General features: G+C 63.5%; 15 protein-coding genes. 2 read left to right on the top strand and 13 right to left on the bottom strand.

Annotation, left to right across the window (positions count from 1 at the left end):
* Window positions 1-341: 341 nt before the first annotated feature.
* The 12 genes from OIE68_RS45535 to OIE68_RS45480 all read right to left on the bottom strand — a co-directional run bounded on the left by OIE68_RS45535 (window position 342) and on the right by OIE68_RS45480 (window position 18,595).
* Window positions 342-3,476 (bottom strand): type I restriction endonuclease subunit R, encoded by a 3,135-nt coding sequence (locus tag OIE68_RS45535; protein ID WP_327097065.1) that lies wholly within the window; start codon window positions 3,474-3,476, stop codon window positions 342-344.
* Window positions 3,476-4,591, bottom strand: coding sequence for a restriction endonuclease subunit S (locus tag OIE68_RS45530; protein WP_327097064.1), 1,116 nt, complete (start codon window positions 4,589-4,591; stop codon window positions 3,476-3,478). The genes OIE68_RS45535 and OIE68_RS45530 overlap by 1 nt, the downstream gene beginning before the upstream one ends.
* A gap of 107 nt (window positions 4,592-4,698) precedes the next feature.
* Window positions 4,699-6,444: a class I SAM-dependent DNA methyltransferase gene (locus tag OIE68_RS45525; protein ID WP_327097063.1), complete on the bottom strand. Its 1,746-nt coding sequence runs from the start codon at window positions 6,442-6,444 to the stop codon at window positions 4,699-4,701.
* 780 nt (window positions 6,445-7,224) lie between these two features.
* Window positions 7,225-7,506, bottom strand: coding sequence for a DUF6881 domain-containing protein (locus tag OIE68_RS45520; protein WP_327097062.1), 282 nt, complete (start codon window positions 7,504-7,506; stop codon window positions 7,225-7,227).
* A gap of 2 nt (window positions 7,507-7,508) precedes the next feature.
* A complete protein-coding gene (locus OIE68_RS45515) occupies window positions 7,509-13,049 on the bottom strand; it encodes a putative T7SS-secreted protein (RefSeq protein ID WP_327097061.1) in 5,541 nt (1,846 codons plus the stop codon).
* Between the two features lie 2 nt (window positions 13,050-13,051).
* Complete coding sequence (locus tag OIE68_RS45510; RefSeq protein WP_327097060.1) at window positions 13,052-13,615, bottom strand: hypothetical protein; 564 nt, start codon at window positions 13,613-13,615, stop codon at window positions 13,052-13,054.
* A 32-nt stretch (window positions 13,616-13,647) separates the two neighbouring features.
* Entirely contained in the window at window positions 13,648-14,037 is a 390-nt protein-coding gene (locus tag OIE68_RS45505; protein WP_327097059.1) for a hypothetical protein, read from the bottom strand.
* A 223-nt stretch (window positions 14,038-14,260) separates the two neighbouring features.
* Window positions 14,261-14,920, bottom strand: coding sequence for an ATP-binding protein (locus OIE68_RS45500; RefSeq protein WP_327097058.1), 660 nt, complete (start codon window positions 14,918-14,920; stop codon window positions 14,261-14,263).
* Between the two features lie 291 nt (window positions 14,921-15,211).
* Window positions 15,212-15,934, bottom strand: coding sequence for a cysteine hydrolase (locus tag OIE68_RS45495; RefSeq protein ID WP_327097057.1), 723 nt, complete (start codon window positions 15,932-15,934; stop codon window positions 15,212-15,214).
* Between the two features lie 477 nt (window positions 15,935-16,411).
* Complete coding sequence (locus OIE68_RS45490) at window positions 16,412-16,918, bottom strand: N-acetyltransferase (protein WP_327097056.1); 507 nt, start codon at window positions 16,916-16,918, stop codon at window positions 16,412-16,414.
* A 239-nt stretch (window positions 16,919-17,157) separates the two neighbouring features.
* Window positions 17,158-18,321 (bottom strand): hypothetical protein, encoded by a 1,164-nt coding sequence (locus OIE68_RS45485; protein WP_327097055.1) that lies wholly within the window; start codon window positions 18,319-18,321, stop codon window positions 17,158-17,160.
* The gene (locus tag OIE68_RS45480; RefSeq protein WP_327097054.1) at window positions 18,308-18,595 is read right to left on the bottom strand and encodes a hypothetical protein; all 288 of its coding nucleotides are present in this window, start codon (window positions 18,593-18,595) and stop codon (window positions 18,308-18,310) included. The genes OIE68_RS45485 and OIE68_RS45480 overlap by 14 nt, the downstream gene beginning before the upstream one ends.
* 294 nt (window positions 18,596-18,889) lie before the next feature.
* On the opposite strand from OIE68_RS45480, the gene OIE68_RS45475 reads away from it, so the two are divergent.
* Both OIE68_RS45475 and purF read left to right on the top strand, forming a co-directional pair.
* Entirely contained in the window at window positions 18,890-19,462 is a 573-nt protein-coding gene (locus OIE68_RS45475; RefSeq protein WP_327097053.1) for a GNAT family N-acetyltransferase, read from the top strand.
* Window positions 19,463-19,532: 70 nt separating this feature from the next.
* A complete protein-coding gene (purF, locus tag OIE68_RS45470; RefSeq protein WP_327097052.1) occupies window positions 19,533-20,990 on the top strand; it encodes an amidophosphoribosyltransferase in 1,458 nt (485 codons plus the stop codon).
* Window positions 20,991-21,019: 29 nt separating this feature from the next.
* Here the strand turns inward: purF and OIE68_RS45465 are convergent, their stop codons facing one another.
* A complete protein-coding gene (locus OIE68_RS45465; RefSeq protein WP_327097051.1) occupies window positions 21,020-22,318 on the bottom strand; it encodes an FAD-binding oxidoreductase in 1,299 nt (432 codons plus the stop codon).
* Window position 22,319 lies beyond the last annotated feature (1 nt).

Raw genomic sequence — 22,319 nt, 5'->3', positions numbered from 1 at the left:
GGCCATGCGGCGTAGCCTGCACGAGTCGACCGTCAGTGTTGGGTACCAGAGTCAGCCCGACTGTGTCGGCTATACGGTCGGCTACTGCCGCCACTGTGGTTGTGTCGGTCGGAATGTGTTCGGCCCTGCGTGTCCGCGCACTATCTCGTCGTGATCTCCTGACCGAGTGGACGCGCGGACTCGTCGACGCCGAATTGCAGGGTTCGATGCCGGACGGTTTTAGATCAACGCCTTCTCCGTGGCGAAGAGCCGTCGAACCTCATTCGCCGAGGACGGTGGTGTTGCGGTCGTTGTAGCTGCTCAACCTGTACCGCACGGTCCCCTTCCGGGGCCAGGCTTGCTCACACGTCCGTCTGCTGATCGATCGCTGCTTCGTAGAAGGCGTCCGCGAGCGCCATGATGACAGCGCTGATGCCAGGGCCGTCGCTGAAGAAGTAGTCGGCCATGGTGTTGTGGGCCTCTTGGTTGTCGATCACCGCCTCGGTGACCGCGGCTTGGAAGTCTTGCGATTCCATGAACTGCTTCTTCGAGTTCACCTTGGTCTGGTTGATCAGGTCCGGGTAGGTGAGCAGCTGCTGCACGAGTCCCTGCACGAACTCGCGGACCTGAGACGCGGAGAACGACTCGGCGCCGAAGAGGTCGTTCATCTTATCGATGACGACCTGTAGTGCGACGTACTTGGGCTCCTTCCGGGTGCCAGTGCCTGCGGCACCGATGCCCTTGAGCTCGCCGTCACCGGTCAGCGAGATGTCGACCGCAGTGCCCTTGGTGTGCTTGACCCCGACCAGGACCACGTCGGAGAGGTCGACCTCCGCAGCCCAGGAGGAGTCCGCGATGAGCTTCTCCAACAGGCGCAGGAAGATCGACAACATCTCCATGTACGGGTCGCCGTAGTCGACGATTTGGCTCATGAAGTCGTAGAGCCGGACGTAGGTGGAGACGTCTTTGCGGAACAGGTCGAGAGTGTTGAGGGTAACTTCGTCGTCGGCCTCGATCGCCGCCGCGTAGCGGCGGGCGAAACTATCTTTGGCCGGGCTGATCGCGGCCGAGAGCGCGTTGTTGCCCTTGCGGGTGACCCAGAGTTCGGCGACCTCGCGCACCTGCTCTGGGGTGTAGATCCCGGCCTGGGCGAGCTTGGTGGCGAGGTGGACGACGACGTACGGGTCGGTCTCGGTCTCCAGGGTGGCGTTGGTGAAGTACGGCTCGAACGCAGTCCGGATGTCCTCGGGCTTGTTCACGAAGTCGATGACGAACGTCTTGCGCTTCTGCTCCCCGCCCACAGTACGATGGGTGCGGTTGAGCCGCGACAGCGTCTGCACGGCAGTGACCCCGGAGAGCTTCTTGTCGACGTACATCGCCGAGAGCAGTGGCTGGTCGAACCCTGTCTGGAACTTATTGGCGACCAGCATGATCTTGTACGTCGCGCCCTTGAAGGCGGCGGCCAGATCCGAGCCGGCGCCGGGGTTCAGGTTGGCCTCGGTGAACTCGTCGTCCTTGCTCGGCTGCGGCCCCCAGTCCGAAGCCCACTCCTCGTCCTCGGCGATGGTCACCGAGCCGGAGAAGGCGACCAGGGTGCGGTAGTTGTAGGAGGCGTCCAGGGCAGCCCGCTTGGCGATGTAGGCGTCGATCGCCTTCTTGTACTTCACCGCGGCCTTGCGCGAGTCGGTGACGACCATCGCCTTCGCCTTGCCCTCCAGCAGGTGGGCGACGTTGGCGTGGAAGTGCTCGACGATGATCTGCACCTTCTGGCTGATGTTGGTCGGGTGCAGTTTCACCCACCGCATCAGCCCCTTACGCGCCGCGGCCTCCTCCACCTCGCCACCGTCGCCGCTCTCGGCCTTGCCAGCGATCTTCAGTGCGGTGTCGTAGGTCTGGTAGCCCTTGAGCACGTCGAGGATGTAACCCTCCTCGATCGCCTGCCGCATCGAGTAGAGGTGGAACTCGACCGGCTTCCCGTCAGGCCCCTTGCGGCCGAACAGCTCCAGGGTTTTGTTCTTCGGCGTCGCGGTGAACGCCAAGTAGGAGATGTTCTCTGACTCGGCCCGCTCGGTCATCTCCAGGGCCAGGATCGACTCGACGTCAACCTGACCGCCCTCCTCGATCTCCTTGACCTCCTCCGCGGTCAGCACGGCCTTGAGCTTGGAGGAGATCTGGCCGGACTGCGAGGAGTGCGCCTCGTCGGCGATCACCGCGAACCGCCGCCCCTTCAGCGACGAGTCTGCCCGGATCTCGTCGAGGGCGAACGGGAAGGTCTGCACCGTCACCGCGATGATCAGTTCCCCGTTCTTCAAAGCGGTCGCCAGCAGCCCGGATTTCGACTTCGCTCCCGCCTTGCGGACGTCCTGCGGGCTGATCGTGGCCACGATCTTCCCCGACCCGTCGATCTGCCGGATCGCCTCCTGGAGCTGCCCGTCGAGCACAGTGCGGTCCACGACCACGATCACCGAGTCGAACACCTTCTCGTCGTTCACGTGCAGCCGCGCCAGCCGGTGCGCGGTCCAGGCGATGGTGTTCGTCTTCCCCGACCCTGCCGAGTGCTCGATCAGGTAGCGCTGTCCCACCCCCTCCTCGCTCACCGCGGCCACGATGTTCGTCACGGCCTCCCACTGGTGGAACCGAGGGAAGAGCATGCTGATACGCCGCACCGACGTTCCGGTCGTGACATCCCACTCCTCCTTGGTCTCCACGATCATCAGTCGGCCGATGATGTTGAGCCAGGCATGCTTCGCCCAGATCCGCTCCCACAGGTACGCCGTCGCCGACTTTCCCTCAGCACCAGGCGGGTTGCCCGCGCCACCGTCGTGACCCATGTTGAACGGCAGGAAATGCGTCTTCTCGCCTTCGAGCCGGGTGGTCATCGCGGCCAGGTCGTTGGAGACCGCGAAGTGAACCAGCGCCCGGTGCCCGAACGACAGCAGCGGCTCCGGCCGCCCGTTGGTCAGCGGATGCCGTTTCTTGCGGTACTGGTTGATCGCCTCATCGAGAGACTGGGTGAAGTCGGTCTTCAACTCGACGGTCGCGACCGGGAGCCCGTTGACGAAGAAGACCAGGTCGATGCTGCGCTGGTCGGCGGTGGAGAAGTGCACCTGCCGCATCACCCGCACCCGCATCGCCGCGTACTGCTCGTTGGTGGTCACGTTCAGACTGGTCTCGGGGCGGAACTGCGCCATCTTCAACCGACCACCGCCGATGTACTGCACCCCGTTGCGCAGGATGTTCAGCATCCCACCGCCGTGTTCGAGAGGCTTGTCGAGCGCCGCGACCAGCACGTCGAGGAACTTCGCCTTCGACCCCGCCGCCTTCAACGATTTCTCGTACGCCGCCTGCTGGGTCTCCTCCAGCCAGGCGAACAGGTCCTCCGGGAACAACGCCCGCTCCCGGTCATAGCCGTTGTCGTCCGTCGAGTACAGCCACCCGTGGTCGGCCAGGTACTCACAGATCTCGGACTCGAAGACGACCTCGTTGTGATCGGCCATCACGCCATCGCACGTACGTCGATCTGGCCCGTCACCGCTGCCGTGATCAGCGCGGACCGCCGCTCCCGCGCAAGGTCGATGAAGTGCTCAGCTTCGGCTATGAGCGTGTCGATCTTCGCTGTCTGATCATCGAGGTACGCCGTGATCCGCTGCTGTTCATAGATAGGCGGCACGGCGACCTTGAAGTCAGCGAGCAGCGGACGCCGTAGAGACTCCATGGTGACCGTGTTGCTACCTGCGAGTGCGACCGGACGGAGGAACGTCGACAGGAAGTAGTAGAAGTACCAACCCGTGACGTCTGTAAAGTCTGTGAACACGTAGACCCGCTGGTGCGCTTCGAACTTCCCATCGAAGTAGTGGAAGACTTTGCCGGTGCCGCCCTGACCGTCACCAGGCGTCATGACCGCTTCTCCCTCAAACGAGTAGTGGTCGATCCGCAGAACCTCACGACCGCGAACGTAGAACGGATATTCACCGCCATCAGTGGCGTTCCCGGAGTCTTCGGACCCTGTTGTGATTGTGCACAGATACCGGGTAGGAACCATCCGCCAGTGCTTCGGCACGGCGCCCAGCAACTCCACCCCAGACGGCGCGGTCTCTGCATCATCGAGTCCGGACAGCAGCGCCGAGCGGATCGTTGCCTCACGCCGCTCGCGGAGCATCTCGATCAGGCGCTGCTGCTCCTCGATGAGCGCGTCGATGCGATCGGTCTCGCGGTCGAGGTAATCTGCGATGGCACGTTGGGCTTCGAGATCCGGGAGCTCGATACGGAGGTCCAGGAAGTCACCCTGACTAATGTTCTGCATCGATGAACTGGTCCCGACGCTTACTGCCTCCACCTGGGACCGGTACGCGGGGGTCTTCGTCCACCAATCTATGAACCGCGGCTCGGCGCCGCGGAACGTCACAGCCCAAAGGCGGTCTGGGAGATAGAGGTTGGCGAAGTCCTGGCGAACCGCGGCAGCGACGCCCAAATGCTGCTTCGTATTCATCCTGCTCACGATCAGCGAGCCTGCGAGCACCGGACATGAGACGCGGTCCAAGTCGTAGCTGTCGATCTCCTTGTTCTCCGTCGGGTTGAAAACCCCGCCGTACACGGAGCTTGTCTTGAGCACCCCTGGCTGATTGCCGTTGGCAGGCCAGGGTGCGCCGTTGACGCTAGTCCCGCTCTGAACGGATTCGACGATCCGTTTGAGGGGAAGACTCTGCCAACGGTCTGACTTCACTGCTCGACCTCCCGCAACAGGTCGAGGATCTTGGCGACCTGCTTCTCCAGGTCGGCGTCGATCTCGGCGAGGGAACGCGGAGGGACGTACTTGTAGAAGTGGCGGGTAAAGGGGATCTCGTAGCCGGTTTTGACCTTGGCCCAGTCAATCCAGGCCTCGGGAACGTGCGGCTTCACCTCGGCGTCGAAGTACGCCTGGATGACCTCGACCTTGCCAGCCACACCGGCGGTCGAGCCGCCGTAGGTGAACGGGACGTTCTCGGTGTCGCGCTTCTTCGGGTCCGGTCTGGGCTTGCCCTTGCGGTCGACGACGGGGTTGCCGGACTCGTTGAGGAGGGGGCGCTCGACGGTGATGGTCCAGTAGCCGAACTCGTCGTTGCGCAGCACCTTGGAGTAGTCCGGGTCGGAGTTGGTGAAGTCGGCGTACAGACGCACCACCTTGGCGCGGTCATCCCTTCTGAGCTCACGGTTTTTGGCGCCGAGGCTCTTGCGCATCTTGGTCCAGAACGAGGTGCCGTCGATGAGCTGGACCAGGCCCTTGCGGTCGGGGTGTTTGGTGTTGTCGAGGATCCAGATGTAGGTCGGGATGCCGGTGTTGAAGAACATATTGGTTGGCAGCGCGACGATGGCCTCGACCAGGTCTTTCTCCAGCAGCCACCTGCGAATATTGGAGGGGCCGGACTCGGCGGCGCCGTTGAAGAGCGGCGAGCCGTTCATCACGATCCCGACCCGGCCGCCGCCGTCCTCCGGCGCCCGCATCTTGTGAACCAGGTGGAGCAGGAAGAGCATCTGCCCATCCGAAGTCGCCGGGAGGCCGGGGGCGAACCGGCCGTAGGGGCCCGCTTCGTCGCGCTCTTTCGTGACCGCCTTGGCGTACTGCTTCCAGTCGACGCCGTACGGCGGGTTGGACATGCAGAAGTCGAACTGGCGGCCCTTGAACCCGTCATCGGTGAGCGTGTTGCCGAAGGCGATGTTGGTCGCGTCGTGGCCCTTGGCCAGCAGGTCGGACTTGCAGATCGCGTACGACTGCGGGTTGTACTCCTGGCCGTACAGGCTCAGCTTCGCGTCGGGGTTCTGTGCGAGCAGATGCTCCTCGGCCAGGGCGAGCATGCCGCCGGTGCCCGCCGTGGGGTCATACAGCGTGCGGACAATGTCGGCCTCGGTCAGGTCGGCGTCCTTCTCGGCGAAGAGCAGGTCGACCAGCAGCCGGATCGCGTCCCGCGGGGTGTAATGGTCGCCGGAGGTCTCGTTCGCGGCCTCGTTGAACCTGCGGATGATGTACTCAAACGCATCGCCCATATCGGCGTTGGAGACGACGTCCGGATGCAGGTCGACGGCCTTGAAGGACGTGACGACCTCGCGCAGCAACTCCGCCTTCTCCAGGGCGAGGATCTCCTTCTTGAAGTCGAAGTACTCGAACACGTCGACATCAGGCGAGAACCGGTCGATGTAGTCGGCCAGGTTGTCCGCCAGCCCGTCGGCGTCTTCGAGGAGGTTGGCGAAGGAGTAGTTCGAGGTGTTATAGAACGGCCGCCCAGTGGCCTTCTTGACCTCGATCTTGAGCCGGTTGGGGTTGTCGTACTTCGCCGACAGCGTGCGCACCGTCTCCCGGTCGGGCTCGAGGATGCAGTCGAGGCGGCGCAGGATCGTGAGCGGGAGGATTACGTTGCCGTACTGGTTGGGGCGGTAGGGACCCCGAAGCTGGTCGGCAATCGACCAGATGAAACTACCGAGGGTGCTCACAAGGCTCCTTACGAGGCTCACTCGACAATGAATGTTTGACGCCCACCGCGACCCCGCGCGCGCCGTCCGAGCAGACGGCGCACAGTCTGCAGCAGCCGGTGCGTCACACGAGCATCATCGCGCATCACGACACCCTGTGTGCGACAAGGTCGGCAGCAGCGACTGGCCCAGCGAATCCATCGCGGTCGGCGTCCTCACCGTGATCGTCCCTTTCGCTAGGCTCTGGCTGCGCCGGTCGCGCAAGACGTGACGATCAGTCTTTCAGAGACCGCAGCGCTTTGCCGCACAGAGCATTTCGCCGTACTCGGCCGGGCCGGTGGCGTACCCCGCTCGCTAGGATCTTCGCGTCAAGGCCGATGATTTCGATGGTAGCCGAGCATTTGTGCGGGTCCGTTCCGATGATGACCGACATCGGTATCCTTCCAGATCGATGGATACGTATCTGCGCGAGAAGGCACCGCTACTTCGAGCCAAAGCAGACTCTTTCCAGCCCGCCCGCACGGTAACCCTGTGGGATGCAAGCCATTAGAGAGCCACACCGATACTGCTGGCGGGCAGCCGATTAGGGAGCCTCCCACCGGGTACCTCGGACTGATCCTGGCCGGGATCAAGTCCTACCATCAGCCTTAACTAGCCGCATACCGAGCGAACAACCCAGCCGGCGCTCACTCGCACATCAGCTGAGTCGACGAACTTTCCCCCAGCAGGCATCTCCGTCTGCGACCGTGGCGACCACATCCACTGGCCACAGAACCCCGAGCGACCCTGCGGGGTAAAGTGTTACATCTCTGCGCGGGCTTGTGACCACTGGCGCTCGAATTGGTCTTGGGATATTTCTTCTGCGTCGAATTCGGGTTGCGCTGCTATCTCTTCGATTGGCGCGATCGGTATTTCCGCGACTCCGGCGGTTGCGGTTTCGTGGGTTTCGTCGGCCCATTCCAGATGTCCGTCGCGGTAGACCTGTACTCTGCGTGTTTCCCAGTTGTCGTCGCCGACTTCGTGGAAGTATTCGACGGGCTCGTCGTCGAAATCATGGTGCCAGGTGACTTTCACGTATCGCATGTTCAGTTCCTTCCTGACCGGATGATTCGTCCTGCAAGGTCTAGGGGTCCGGTGTTCGGTATCACGAATACTCCAGGTCGCCCTTGCACCACTGTGAGGCCGGTGACGTCGATCTCGATGAAGTGGGTGAACTTCTGGCCTGCCCAGGGGACGCGTAGGAAAGCCGCTGATAGCTGGCCGAGTGTTCGGGTTCCGGGCTCGATGTCGGTCAAGTACTGGCCGTCGCCGTAGCGAGCGTCTTTGGGGTTCTGCTCGCGGAGGGATGGGTGCAGTTCTTGGCTTTCCAGGATTCCGTCATGCCCTTCATGGTTTGTGTAGTGGTAAAGGGTTTCAGGTGTTGGTTGGCCCGGTGTCTGGTTCTGTGGATTGGCGCCGGGGCCGGTTGAGCATTCGTTGGGTATGAGGCCGAGGGGGTCTGACCAGGTTGTGGGGTTGTGGGGGTAGGTGTTCGGGTTGGGTGCTGCGGTGAGGCCGAGTGGGTCTGGTGTCAGGTATCGGCCGGTGGTGGGGTCGTAGCTGCGGTGGAGGTTGTAGTGCAGTCCGGTTTCGGGGTCACGGATCTGGCCGGGGTAGCGCAGCGGTGTGCTGGTTTGCCCTTCCCATGTTGTGTTGCCCCAGAGGTCGGTTGTCGCTGTGGCCACGGTGGTGGCTGTGTTGGGTTCGACGAGTTCGGTTGGGGTGCCGACGAGATCGGTGATGATCGCGTAGAACTCGCGGTCGACGGTGTCCTGGTCGGTGGTCTGGGTGATCGGTGAGTATGAGCCGGGGTGGTACTGCCAGCGTGTGGTGGAGTCGTCGGTTGATTGCTCGATGAGCCGGGTGCCGTCCCAGGTGTAGTCGATGCGTTCGAGGACGGCTCGGTTGGTGTCGAGGCGTTGTTTGCTGGTTCGCCGCCCGAGGGCGTCATAGGTGTAATGCCACCACTGGTGATCGGGTGTCCAGACGTCGGTGAGTTGGTCGAAGCCGTTGTAGCGGTAGTGCCAGATGTCGGGCTTGCGGAAGGGGCGCGTTGTTGTTTTGCGGATGAGGCGCCCGGATTCGTCGTACTGGTAACGCGTGCGGCCGTCGCGGATCAGCTGGTTCTTTCGATATTCCCGCTCACCCGTGTTGCGATCCGCGGCCGGTGGCGCAGCCTGTCCAGGGGCGTCCGGCCCTGCGGAGATCTGGGCGTGAATATCATGGGCTGCACGGGATTCCGGTATCGCGAGCGCGTTGGTGATGTTGCTCAGCGGGTCATAGACGTATTTCTCCGCGAGGATTCCATTGTGTGCGATGGTGGTGATGCGACCGGCCCGGTCGAGCGTGTAGTCCCGGCGCGCGGGTTCGGTGTCCGGGCGGGTCAGGACGTGGCTGGTGAGATATCCATCGGGGCGGTAACGGTATTCGTCGGAGCGGATCTGTCGAGGTGCCGGTCGGGTCGACGGGCCGAGGTCGAGGTCGAGCGAGGTGCCCGGGTAGGCGGTGACCTGTTGGGCAGCGACGTAGCCGATGTCGGTGAGTTGACGGTTCACCGTGATTTCGCCGAGTCGCCAACCGGTGAGACGACCGAGCGGGTCGTGAGCGAAGTCGATGTGGTGCCCATCGGCGCCCATCGCGCGCACGCGGCCACCGGAGTCATAGTGCCACGCGGTGGTGGCGCCGGTCGGTGACTGCCGGCGGGTTCGACGATCGTGCTCGTCGTATTCGTAGCGCATCACCTGTTGATCGTCGAGGCGTTGCGTCGCCAGGTTCCCGGTTGCGGTGTAAGTGAATTCGAGGGCGCTGATGGTCTCGTCAGCGGCGCCGGTGACGGCGGCCAGTACTCGCCCCATCGGATCGTGGGTGTAGCGGACCCAATCGCCGGTGTCGGTGGCGATGGCCGTCAGACGACCTAGAACGTCGTAGGTGTGGTGGCGTGAGTCGCCGGTCGCTGGAGTAACGCTGGCGACTCGTCCACATCGATCGTGTGCGTATCGGATTGTGGCGCTGTCGTAGTCGGTCTCGGCGATCAGACGTCCAGCCTGATCGTATTCATAGGTCCAGGATTGACCGAGGGGATTGGTGATGGCGGTAAGGCGGCGTTGGCTATCCCAGCTGTAATGGGTCGTGGAGCCATCGGGGTCAACGCGGGAGCTGACCAGGTCGAACGCGCCGTAGGTGAATCGGGTGAGGTTGCCTGCCCTATCGGTATGTGTGAGCAGGTTGCCTTCACCGTCGTAGCTCCAAACCTGCGCATGTCCGTCGGAGTCGATGCGCCGCAATAGCTTTCCATCGGGCGCCCACTCGTAGTGGGTCCGGCCGCCCAATGGGTCGGTGATTCGAATGGGGCGGCCGAAGTGGTCGCGGTCGATGCGGGTAATCGCCCCGGATGGATCGGTAATCTGAACAGGGAGCCCGGCGGCACCGACTTCGAAGCCGGTCCGCGCGCCACCTGCGCCGATTGTCTCGGCGACCGCGCCGTTCGGGTGGTAGCTGTAGGACGTCCTCGTCCCCGCGGCATCGACGCTACTGACAAGATTGCCGTTCTTATCCCATTCCTGTTGCCGCACGGTGGCGTCCGCGTCGACGACGCGGGTAGGGCGGTTGCGCCACATGTACTCGATCTCGACGGTGCGTCCGTCTGGGCGGGTTACTTCGGCGATGTCGCCGTCGCGCGTGTACCCGTATTGGGTCACCGCCCCGTCGGGTGCGATAACTCTCAGCGGTTTGCGGTCGGCGTTGTAGTCGATATGGGTTCGGCCGCCACCGGGTTCGACGAGATCGCGAAGACGCAAGTCACGATCGAAGCCGTGGGTGGTGCTCGCACCAAGCGAGTCAGTGACGCTGGTGAGACATCCTGTGCCGTCAGGGAATTCGAGATATTCGAAGTCGGTATCGAGTACTCCTGCGGTGCCTCGTTGATAGATGACACGACCGGATCCGTCGTAGGTGTTGACCATCTGGTTGCCGTTGGAATCGGTCCAGGACATCAACCGATGATCGTCATCGTAGGTGTAGGTCGTGGTCGCACCGACAGCGTTCACGACCGCCGACAGCACTCCATGCGCGTACGCGAATTCCCTTAGCCGGGTACGGATTTCGGCACCATCGGGATCGACACCGATCAGTGATAGTCGGGTCACCCGTCCGGCCGTGGTGTCGATGCGGACGCGGTATCCGCCGGAGTGTGACACTTCGGTCGGGACGCCGTTGGTGTCGTAGTGGAAGCGGATCCGGTTGCGGTGTCGGTCGGTAATCGCGGAGATGGCGTAGTTGCCCAGCCGGGATTCGATGCTGTCGAGGCCGGGTTCGGGCGCGAAATGCCACAGTATTTCCCGGTGTTGGTCCCAGATCCGGTAGCCGCCGACCTCGGTGCGGGTCAATGTCCACTGCTGTCCACCGGTCACCGGTTCGGTGGCGACACCGACCTCAGCGTGTGGATAGGCCAGCATGATGCCGTCCTCGCCGAGGAACGTCACGCCTTCGTGTTCGACGACCAGGCGCATGTCCAAGGTCGCCGACCAAGAGGGACCGAACCAGCGACCGTATCGATAGTTCGAGCGATGCGTGCGCCGCAATGCCAGAGCGAGGACGCCAGGCAGCTCGACATCGGTTTCAGGGAGCAGGAATTCACCGGTCGCGATATCAACCGGGTCCTCCGAGCAGGTTTTATCGCCGGGGGTGCGGTCGTTGTCCGCGCCGTTCTCCCGTGCGGTATCGCCCGCACCGTGATCGGCGTCGGCGCGATCCTGCGGCGTGGGATGCTCTGACGGCGAATCCTGGTGCGGTGCTTGATGTTCCGGGGATGCACCGTCGTGGCCGCCGGGGTTCGTGCCGTCCTCGCCTGCGTGTGACGGCTCGGGGTCGTGGGTTTGGTGCGGGCTCTCGCCGCCGTGCTCGGTAGGGGTGTCTGGAGTATCCGGGTGCTGGGTGGGCTGACCCGCCTCCGGACCCGAATGCCCAGGAGTCTCGGTGCTGGCGTGTGGCGCTGCGGGTGTGCCCGAATCCGGTCGCCCCGATGGCGAATCGGGATTGTGCTGTGAGGGTGACTGTGGCGCGTCACCCAGGTGTTCGGCGGAGGGAGGGGAGTGGGTCCCAGGCTGTTCGGGATGAGTGGATCCAGGCGCGTCGGCCTGTGCGTGGCCCGGCGTTGCGTCATCCGGTCGAGCAGCGGCGGGTTCGTTTGTGTGGGTAGGGGTTTCAGGGGAGGTGGTAGATCCCGGTTGTGGCGCAGACTCCGTGGTCGTACTCGGGTGCGCGCCGGGCTCGGTCGCGCTCGGTTGGGTTGCGGTCGGTGTTCCTGGTTCGTGTCCGGTCGAGGCTGGCGAGGGTGATTCGGTCGTCGGGTGCGTGCTCGCGGGTGTCCCGGTTTCGTGCGGGGTCGAGGTCGGGGTGTGGGTGGTGTGTGGGGTGCTGGGCGTGGGGTGTGGGGCGTGTTCTGCCGCGCTGGCCACGGTGTGGGTGGCTTTGGTGACTTTGGAGACGTCACCGACCGTGTCCAACGCCGACAGTGCGGGTTTGGCCGCGCCCGCACCACCGGTCCCGACGGTGGTGATCAAGTCCCCGGTGAGCGAACCCAAAAATTCCGAGGGGTTCTTGCGGGCACCGGACAGGATCGCCGACGTCGTCGCCCCGGGATCGGCAGCGGCCACCACCAGCCCGGTGCCCAGATCCGACATCCCCGAGAAGTATTCGGCCGGATGAGTGAGGTTGTAGGCGTCGAGCGGGCTGACCTGACGCACGAACTGCACGATCCCGGAAAAACTGGTCAACAACCCGGAGGTGAAATTCAGCTTCGCCTGATCCAACGCCCCCGACAGGTCCGAGACGTTGTCGGACCAGCGTTCGGTGAACGGCGGCTCGGTCGGCGCGGACTCTGTCGCCGCCGCCAACGCTCCCGCGGCCGAGGCTGCGGCGTTGTCGCGTTGGGCGCGGGCACCACGCAGGATCTCGCGGGCCTCGTTGCGTATCGACGTCCACGTGTCGACCAGGGGGGTTTTGCGTTTCTGCTCATCGGACAGCGCGTTCCACTGGGTCTTCTTGCTGGTTTCCTCGACCTCGGCGGCATCCCATCGCGCGATCGCGTCGGCGGCTTTGGTTTGGGCGGCGGTGACCTCGTAATACCAACTGTTGAGTACGCCCGACGCCTTGTGCATCGCGTCCGCGCCTTCCCACCACAGCTTGGGCTGTTTAGCGAACTCAGTGTGGAACTCCTCCGCGGCGGTCCCAGTCCAATCCGCGGTGTTCACAGTGCGCAGGGCATCACCGGTCTGCCCGATCGAATCACCCATCTTGCCCAATGCTTCGGCGGCATCATGGATCGCCGAGGGATCACCACGGATCAGTTCTTTCGGATCCCTGGTTTGCCCGAGTTCACGCTCGTGAATTTCGCCGCCGGCCAGATCGGCGATCTTGTCGCCGAGATCGTCCAGCCCTTCGGCGACCCCGTCCGCGCCAAGGTTGCGGGCCAGCGCGGCGGCGGCGTCCAACCCGGAATCGGCGAGCTCGCCCGCTTTCTGAGTGACCGATTCGACGCCGTGCTCGATCGCGTCACCGACCGAGTTGACGAAGTCCCCGATCCCCAAAGCTATTGCCCCCCTTGCTCGTTACGGATCTCAGCGGCCCGCTGCGCCGCCCCGGTATTCCAGTGAACCCCGGGCACTGCGCCAGCGAGCGCGTCCGGGCCCACCGCCTGGATGACTTCGATGTTGGTGCCGATCTGGTTGAACGCGTTCTGGAACGACTCGGCGCTGTAGTCGCGGTTGCGGATCTGGTTGTACTGGTTATCGGCCAGGGTCTCTCCCCACGACCTTTTGTCGATCTCCTCGTTCGACAGATGCGGGTTCCCGATCAGATGGCTGGTGATCTCCTTGAACGTGTTCGAGAGCTTCTCATCCATGATGTGATAGCGGCCCGCCGCCAACCCCAACGTTTGCGCGATCGCATTGCCTGCCTGCACCAACGCCCGCACACCCCACGACCACCGCTCGGTGAAAGTCTCGAACGCGTTCTGCACCGACTGCTTTCCCGCCTGGATCGGCGACAACGTAAGCAGCGAAAACCCTCGACCCATCGCCCCCGTCTCACCCACACCCAGGTCCGACAACTCACCGATGACACCGGTGATCCCATCCGCGGCCTGCTGCAACACCGCCGGATCAACGTTCAATTGCTCACCCACCGCTACACCCGCTCCCCAACAGGCTCCCCGGTCACCTCTGGTGGAAATGCCATCGGCGCCGAACCAGTGATATCGACGGCCACACCCGTCGGCTCCGAACGTGTCGCGGCGTACTCGACCAACCGCCAACCGAACAGCGTCTGATACCGGTACTCCTGATCAGGATCAACACCACGAGCAGCCATATAGCGGGCGTACTCCTCCACGCTGGTGAACGCGCAAACCCAATCGACACCCCCGAGCCGAGAGGTATACACGCGATCCTCGTCGATCAGCGGCACCAGCAGCGACGCCTGCAGGAACGCCTCTCGCAACACCTCCGGCTGCCCGAAACCCGCATAGAAGGCAGCGATTTCCGACCGCAGGGCATCAGACCTGTCGGCGTCAGACATTGTGTGCCCTCCGCGATTGCTGCGCCACCCACCAGTTCAGTGATCGCAGCATACCGACGATCACCGACCGAAACGCTTCCAAGGGTCGGCCTCTTCCCGCGCAGCGAGGAGCACAACTCCCCTCCCAGGCCGCCGCGCCGCCGAGGTTCGAATCATCAGTGAACTTTTCAAGAAACATCACTGTCCCTCGGTGGTCGTCGGGCGCGCAGGAGCAGGACAGGGATCAGTTGCCGATAACTACGTCGACAACGGAATGCGCCAGTTCGCGCACTCCACTGTTGAGTACGTCGGCCTGGTAGGCAGGCCAGTCGGCAAGTTTCGGGTTGTCGCGTTCAGCGCCGCGGGCGATCATCCGGGATCGGATCTGTTCTGCCGAGCTGTCGAGCCACACCGTGGAAAGCGGTGGCGCGGAGTTAATACCGGAGCGGGCCAGCATCTGCACCGAGAGCGGCACACCGGCGCGGGCTGCCTGGCGGATGACTTCGAGGAACGGTGCGTCGAGCACGACGGGGTGTTTAACTGCGACGGTCAAGGCAATGCGAAGCAGCGCGTCGTAGATGTGCGGGGCGATCAATCGTCGGTAGGTCTCGCTGTCACGATCGTGCGGATCCCCTGTCAGTTCCCCCATTACGGCTTGCTCGAGTCCCGGCGCCAGGGTGTCCTTGTCCAAGACGGTCGCACCCACGAGCGAGGCCAAATAGGCAGCGGCCGTGGACTTTCCAGAAGCAGGAAAGCCGCACACAGCCACAGCTCCGCGACCGTCCAGCCGGGCGGCGCACTGCTCCATGGCGGTCCGGATATCTTGCGGCAGGACCAATGGCGGTGGCGTGGTTGTCAGGAGTGATGTGCTCGGGCGAGACTCGGATTCGGCTGGCACAGACACCAGTTCATCACAGCCCACCGACATCGTGCGCGCCGATCGGGTTCCGATTACGGGTATGCACGCCTCGATCTTCGTTCCACGCGGCTCTACGCCGTCGGCCACCTTCGCAGCCAGTGAAACCCGCACAGCCCCACTATATTCGGCACTACGCCACCTGAGTTCGACTGCTCAAGCGCAACCCAGGCGCTCGATGGTCCCCACGGCGGGATGAGAGTTCCCGTATCGATGTCGCGGGTTTAGCGGTCTCACACACAAGCGGCAACAGGGTGGTGCGTTCACCCACGGCGTCGTCTATGGACGCGCGCCCGCGGGTAGATCGGCGCTGGAATCGTCGTCGTGCGAGGTGGTCGCAGGGTCGATCCAATAGGCGGTATCGCGGCCGTAGTTCGGGGTTGTGAACGCGGTCTCCCATTCTGCGTCGGGATCGATCAGGTCTCGCCACGGCGCGACTTCAACGTAGAGGACGCGCATCGAATTCAGAGCGGCGTAATGCAATGCGGGCCCGTCGGTGCTGACAGCATCCTCGGGGACGGCGACCTCGAAGTTGTGTTCCAGCCCCGCCCGTACGGTGGCCTCGACGCACACATTGGTCTGCAGCCCGGCGACGATGAGCCGTTGGGCGCCGAGGCTACGCAAGATCGGGGCCAGCTCGGTATAGGCGAAGAAGCTGTGCCTGGTCTTCTCCAATACCAAATCGCCGGGTTCGGGAGCGATCGCATCCATCAACTCAGATCGCCACGCCTTGTCCTGCGGCGTCAGCTTCGGCACTCGCGCTGCCCGGTATCGGCGATGCCGTGCGGCTCGGGGATTGAAGGCCAACTGCCCTGCCGGGCTGGGTATTTGACGCGAGTAGATCACCGGCACCGATGCCGCTCTGGCCGCGGTCAAAAGCAATCGGCATTCAGTGACCACCTCATCGAGGCGCCAGATCGGCGGCCACCCGAGGGCGTCCCGCACATCCTGAACCAGGTAGCCATTCTGCAGATCGATCATCAACAGCGCAGTCGTCGGCATCGACACACGCTCCTCCCCTAGTACGACGGACATCAATTGTGCCGGTGAGAATAGGCGCATGGCAGGCAAATCAGCTCGATGTCAGATGCCATCCCTGTGTGGCTGATCCGGATGGATGCCATCGGCGAGCTCACAATGTTCTTCCCGATCGCTGCGTCGCCGCCGATTTCGATGCCAGCAGGGTGGCTCCGTGACGGATCGTCACTCGGTCACCGATGACTACTTTCAACCCCTGTCACCGATGATCACATCCGGATCCGCAGATCCTAGTTGGAATCGATCCGCGCCGCCCCACCGAAGGTGGTGTGCAGACGGTCACCAGTGGTCATCGTGTCGGTGGATTCACGGTGGTAACGATGCTTCATCCGGGCTACCGTTGAGAGCCAGGATTGAGCCGGTGGCGGGCCGGTCGACCTCCAGCGAGGTGGTTCAGCCAGCAGTAGTGGACACATCCGATCCAGGTTGCCTGCGGTTGGTCTAGGTAATCGGTTGGACCATGACCAAGGAGGTCACGCCCAGCTCTGGATGGTGGCTGAGCGAAACAACGCGAAACCCCTGGCGGTCATACAGCTGGATCGCTTGGGTGTTGGAATCGCGTACATGCAGGCCCAGCCAGTCGACGCAGGCTTCCTCAGCGGCCCACTTGTAGAGCCCTGCACACAAGCCATCGGCGACACCTTGGCCCCGGTGCGACGGATCAACATAGGTGCCCCACACCATTGCCCACCGATCACCAGCAGCAACAGGCGGATCCGGGAGATCGAACTCATCGCTGTCACGCTCGGAATCCAGGAAAGCGCCCGCCATGCCCACCCACGAAGAGTTGCCCAGATCCTCGGCGACGACCAGGACCTGATGCCCGCGACGGCTGTAGCGGGCTATGCGGGCTTCCCAGGCGGCTGCATCCAATGCTGCAGCTTCCCGTAGAGTTTCGAGGAACGCCGCTCCGTCAGTGCGCAGCGCCTGTATCCGCAGGGCACGCAACCGCGGCCCATCACCCGCACGCGCCCGCCTCAGCGTCCACATCGGGTGGCCCCGCCCGGACTGACCACGTGAACCCGCCCCCTTCACGGCGCCGAAACACATTCTGCCGCAACAGGATAAACGCTCCCATCCGCACCACGCTCGCGCAGCAAAGCTGCCCCACACGTCGAAACGTTCCCAATCAGCTGCGAGCTGTCTAACGCGGCCCGGCTGCCGGTGACCGCGCGAATCTTGTGCTCCTACAGGCCACAACCTCCGGGACCACCGACAGCTGGTCCTTCGCGCCAGAGTTCTTCGAGGTCGGTCGGGGTCAGTGGGGCACGGTATGCGGCGTGGAGTACCTGTTGAATCGTTGTCTCGTTCGCGTCGGCGAGGTTGGCGAACCAGTCGATGCCAGCGGCGTATGCCCACATGTAGGTTCTGAGCTGCGGGTCGGTACTGCGGTCTGCCAGCAGACCGGCGATTTGGCTGTCTTTCCACCATGGCACGCGCGATTGGGCGTGTCGCGCGCATTCTTCGATGGGTGTTCCGGCGTTCAACGCGATGTGCAGTTCGGAGCGCACGAGGTGGGTGTAGTGGTCGATCCGTACCCGCGCAACCAACGCTTCATCGTCGGGGGCGATGAATAACGGCATCGCCTGTGCCAAGCCTTCCAGCAGGACCTGTTGTGGGCCGTGAACAGACAATAGGCGCACCCACGGGACATCTTCTGTCGCGCAGCGGGCGGCGATGCTGGCGCTTTGCAATCCGTGACCTAAGACCTCATGCAGCGCGAACTGGCGGGCTTGGACTTTCGTATAGCTCGCATTGCGCATATTGAGCCGCAGACGAACTCGTTGACCAGCGCCGTCGAGCCAGTACCCCCAGTAGGCGTCGACGTCGGCTTCCTCGATCGTCAGCTCGTAGGCGGCCTGCGTATTGGTCGCGATCCGCACGACCGGCTCGTATTCGGTTGCGGCTTGGCGGATCGCGTCCGGTGCCGCAGACGCATCGATCGGGCCTTCAGCCTCAGCGAGATCAATGGCGGTGTTCTCGCCCCATCGGATACCGCGGCTGTCCAGGCATTGGCGGGCGATCTCCCCCTTGGCGGTGACATAGTCGGTGGGCCACCCAGCGGCCGGACATCCTTGCGTTGCGCGGACATAGTCATCGAGGGTCGCGCGTTCGCCCATGAGTGCTCGGAGATACGCGAGATCAGCGTTGACTCGCTTCACAACCGAGGGTTCCTCGGTTTCGCGCAGCAGCTCGCTCAACCGCCGAAACGTTGCGAGCCGGTCGACTGGGCTTGGCTGCGAACCAGCGGATGGGAAGAAGTCGAAGTCGATGACGGCTGGGGCACCTCGACCGATCTCGTGCTGATTCCATGCCCGGATGGTGTGCTCGACCGCGTCACGAGTGCTCACGGGTAACCTTCCAGCGGAGTGTGACTGTTTGGCTCGGACGTAGATACTGCCGAGTCAGCGTAGCGATGACACCGTTATCCTCGCAGTCCCAAATAAGACCATCAGCTGTTGAATGCTCGGCGCCATTTTGATGCTCCTCGGTCGCGGAACAGCTAATCAAATCCCCGGCTTCGGCGTGGCGCAGGTTGATGGTGAAATCGCGGGTGTAGTTGTAGATCGTTTGCTGCCAGATCCCTGGGTTCTGTCCTGCCCGCTCATCGCGCGCGCCGGGCAAGGTCGTGGTGGTATCGATGCGGGCCGCCGCGAGTTGGCTGGGGGTGATGCTGTGGTCGGTGGCGAGGTCGGCGCCAGAACATCATCAGCCGGAATAGTTTTCACGAACGGATGTAGTTGTGTCCGTGATCGGTGACGATCGGCGCGGCGTAACGCGATGATGACTTCGGATGCCGCGTTGTAATCTCGTCCTGTAGGCCTACGACCTACAGGATCCATTTTCACCGCAGTTTCGACTCTCCGTGTCGACCGGGGCTTACCACGGTAAATCGCGTCGGCACCACAGAATCCCTGTATGCCTGAACTGACACCCGATGTCGTCAGCGCCGAGCGTTTCACGCAGACCGCTCAACCTATGATTCCGGCTCCCGGCGGCTTGGTTCTGCGGCCGTGGTCGCATGATGACGCACCAGCGGTGTTCGAGGCATTCCAGGACCCGATGATCCAGCGATGGCATGTTCGCGCCGCGGCATCGACAGATGAGGCGAGCAGCTGGATCCAGGCGTGGAATCGTGCATGGCGCAACGCTATCCGGGCTCACTGGGCAGTCGCAGACAGCGACGGTCGCGTTGTCGGGCGGACTTCGCTCAAGCACATGGACTTGCCCGCCGGCCAGGCGGAGATGGCGTACTGGACCATGCCCGCGGCCCGCGGCTTGGCCGTTGCCCCTCGCGCCGTTGAGGCGCTGACCGCCTGGGCCTTCGACGGAGTCGGATTTCACCGGCTCGAGCTGACTCACTCGGTACACAATCACGCCTCCTGCCGTGTCGCCGACAAGACGGGTTTTGGGCTGGAGGGCACGAAAGCAAGCGCCGGGCTGCACCTGGATGGATGGCACGACATGCACTTGCATGCCCGCACGAAATGACACTGCTTGCGGCGCAAACCTACGCACTGCGGCCGACGAAGGATGGCCGCCGGTCGGGTACGCTTTGGCGGTGGACGACAGTGCACCCAAGGAATCTTGCGGCGTTTTCGGACTCTATGCCCCCGGCAGCCCCGTCTCTCACATGGTCTATCTCGGCCTGTTCGCCCTGCAGCATCGGGGACAGGAAGCCGCAGGCATAGCGGTCAGCGAGGGCGACAAGATTTGGGTCGACAAGGACACCGGCCTGGTCTCAACCATTTTCAACGACTATCGTTTGCAGACCCTGCGTGGGGACTTGGCGATCGGCCACACCCGTTACAGCACAACAGGTTCCGGCGACTGGCAAAACTCCCAGCCGGTGTACCGGCAAGTCGGCAAACACCAATTCGCGCTGGCCCATAACGGCAACCTCGTCAATACCGAGCCACTCGCTACGGAACTCGGTGTCCCCGCCGATGGAATCGGCAGCGACAGCGATCTCGCGGCCGAGCTGCTGGCACGCGAATTGCATGGCGGCAGCGGTGATCAGGACGAACTCGTCGAGGCATTCGTCCGCACGCTCCCCCGGCTCAGCGGAGCCTATTCCTTCGTGCTCCTGAGCCAGGACGCGATCATCGGTGTGCGTGACCCGCATGGCTTTCGCCCGCTGTTCCTCGGCCGCCTCAATGATGGGGGCTGGGCCCTGGCGTCGGAGACACCGGCGCTCGATGTTATCGACGCCGCTGTCGTTCGTGAGATTCAACCTGGCGAGATGGTTGTCATCGACGGCGCCGGTGTGAAGTCGTTGTGGCCCTTCCCCGCCGAAGAGATCGTGCCGAAATTCTGTTCATTCGAGTATGTGTATTTCGCTCGGCCGGATGGAAATCTGCGGGGCCAGAATGTTCATCGAGTCCGGCAGCGCATGGGCGAAGCCCTGGCACGTCAGGCTCCCGTCGACGCCGACGCCGTGGTCCCGATCCCGGAATCCAGCGTTCCCGGCGCCCAGGGATACGCGCACGAGTCCGGCATCCCGTACGTCGACGGTTTCGTCAAGAACAGATACATCGGCCGAACATTCATCGCCCCCACTCAGCAGCTTCGCCGCAACGCGGTCAAGATCAAGCTGAACCCGATTCGAGAGAACATCGAAGGCAAGCGCCTCGTCGTGGTCGAGGACTCGATCATCCGAGCTACCACACTGCTGGAAACGATGCGCATGCTGCGCAATTCCGGTGTGGCCGAGATCCACCTGCGGGTGCTCTCACCGCCGTACAAATGGCCGTGCTGGTATGGCATGGACACCACCGACCAGTCGAAACTGGTTGCAGCGCAAATGAGTGTCGAGGAGATCAGAACCTTCCTCGGGGCGGACTCCTTGGCGTACTTGGACATCGACGCGATGCTCACCGCCATCAGCCCCGAAGACACAACCGGCCTGTGCACAGCGTGCTTGACCGGCGACTACCCGATTCCCGTGCCGTCGCACGGCGTCGCTAACGGCCGGACCGAGACCCGATGGAATCTGCCGATCGAGGCGGTCATCCCCTAACTTCGCGACACCCAATCACTTCTGGACGGTCAGCACAGGCCGAACGGTGGTTTGAGTCCGTCGAGTTGGGTCGAACAATCACTCGTCTGGGTTATGACGGGAGTGAATGTGTTCTCGGGGATGGGGCAGTCCCAGGGCTTTCCCAGGACGGTGTTCGCGGCGAGGCGGCCGATCTCGTCGGATCCGCGGGCACCGTGCCCGTTGCCTCCTACCGCGACGGTGAGGCTGTCATCGTCATCGTCGAGGTGGCCGATATAGGGGTAACGGGTGGCGGTCTTCTCGATGATGCAGCAGGCCTGCCGCGCCGATGCCGGGCGCAGGCCGGGCACCATGGTTTCCATCGCATCGGTGAGGAACCGGGCTTGTCGCGCGGTGATCTGCTGGGCGGTGTACCAGTCGATCATCTCGGCGGCCGAGCGCAGCGGCTGGACGAACGGCTGCATGCCGGGCCCGATACGCATGTAGCAGCGGCCGTCCGGGTATCGGATCGGCGGCAGCATATACAGCGACATGTTGGCGTCACCGACATCACGAGGGTCGACGGTCACTACCGGCGGTAGCGTCTGCAAGCGGTCACGATCGCTGTCGCTGAGTTCGAACAGCAGGTTGGGTTCGGTGAACGCGCGAAGCGTGAGGCGGCGCCCCTCGGGAAGGACACCGGTTTCGTTGGTGAGCGCGCCGGTGGCGATAAGCACCTTCTCGGCAGTGATCTCATCGATGCCCCCGTCGTCGTGGACTACCTGCAGCTTCCACAGTCCCCGGTCCTTGCTGATCGCGTGGACAGCGCCGCGCAGGCGTCGGCCCCCGGCAGCGTCGGTCAGAACGAGCTGGGCGGCGACGAGTTTTCTCGGGTTCAGGTAGCCGGCGTGCGTCCGCTCGAGCAAACCCTCGACCCCGTCGGCCAGGCGCGGCAGTCCGAGTGCGGGAAACTCTGCCCGCAGTGCAGGTTCGGTCAGTCGCTCGACCGGGATCCCTTCGTCGTGGCATTGGTCGACGATCACCGTGGTCCGGTGGTGAATCGACTTGGCCAGCAATACCAGTGATCCGCAGTCGCGGAAGAAGGCGATGCCGGATTCGGTTTCGATGTCGCGGAACCGCTCGAGGGATCGGGCATCCAGCGCCGCCCATACCTCGTCCCAGCCCAGCCGTCGGCAGATCCGGGCTTCGTCGAAATGGGCGCTGAACGCGGCTGGGCTGACTTGCCCCGTGCCCACGGGTTCGCCCGGCCCGATGACGAGGACGTCGGCGCCTTCGCGGCTGAGGTATTTGCTGGCCGCTGCCCCGAACATGCCGGCGCCGATCACCGCGACTTCAACGATCTTCGCCACG

The sequence above is a fragment of the Nocardia vinacea genome (assembly GCF_035920345.1).
Classification (GTDB): Bacteria; Actinomycetota; Actinomycetes; order Mycobacteriales; family Mycobacteriaceae; genus Nocardia; species Nocardia vinacea_A.
Note: the sequence above shows the minus strand (reverse complement) of the source record. Positions and strands in the feature narration are given on the sequence as shown.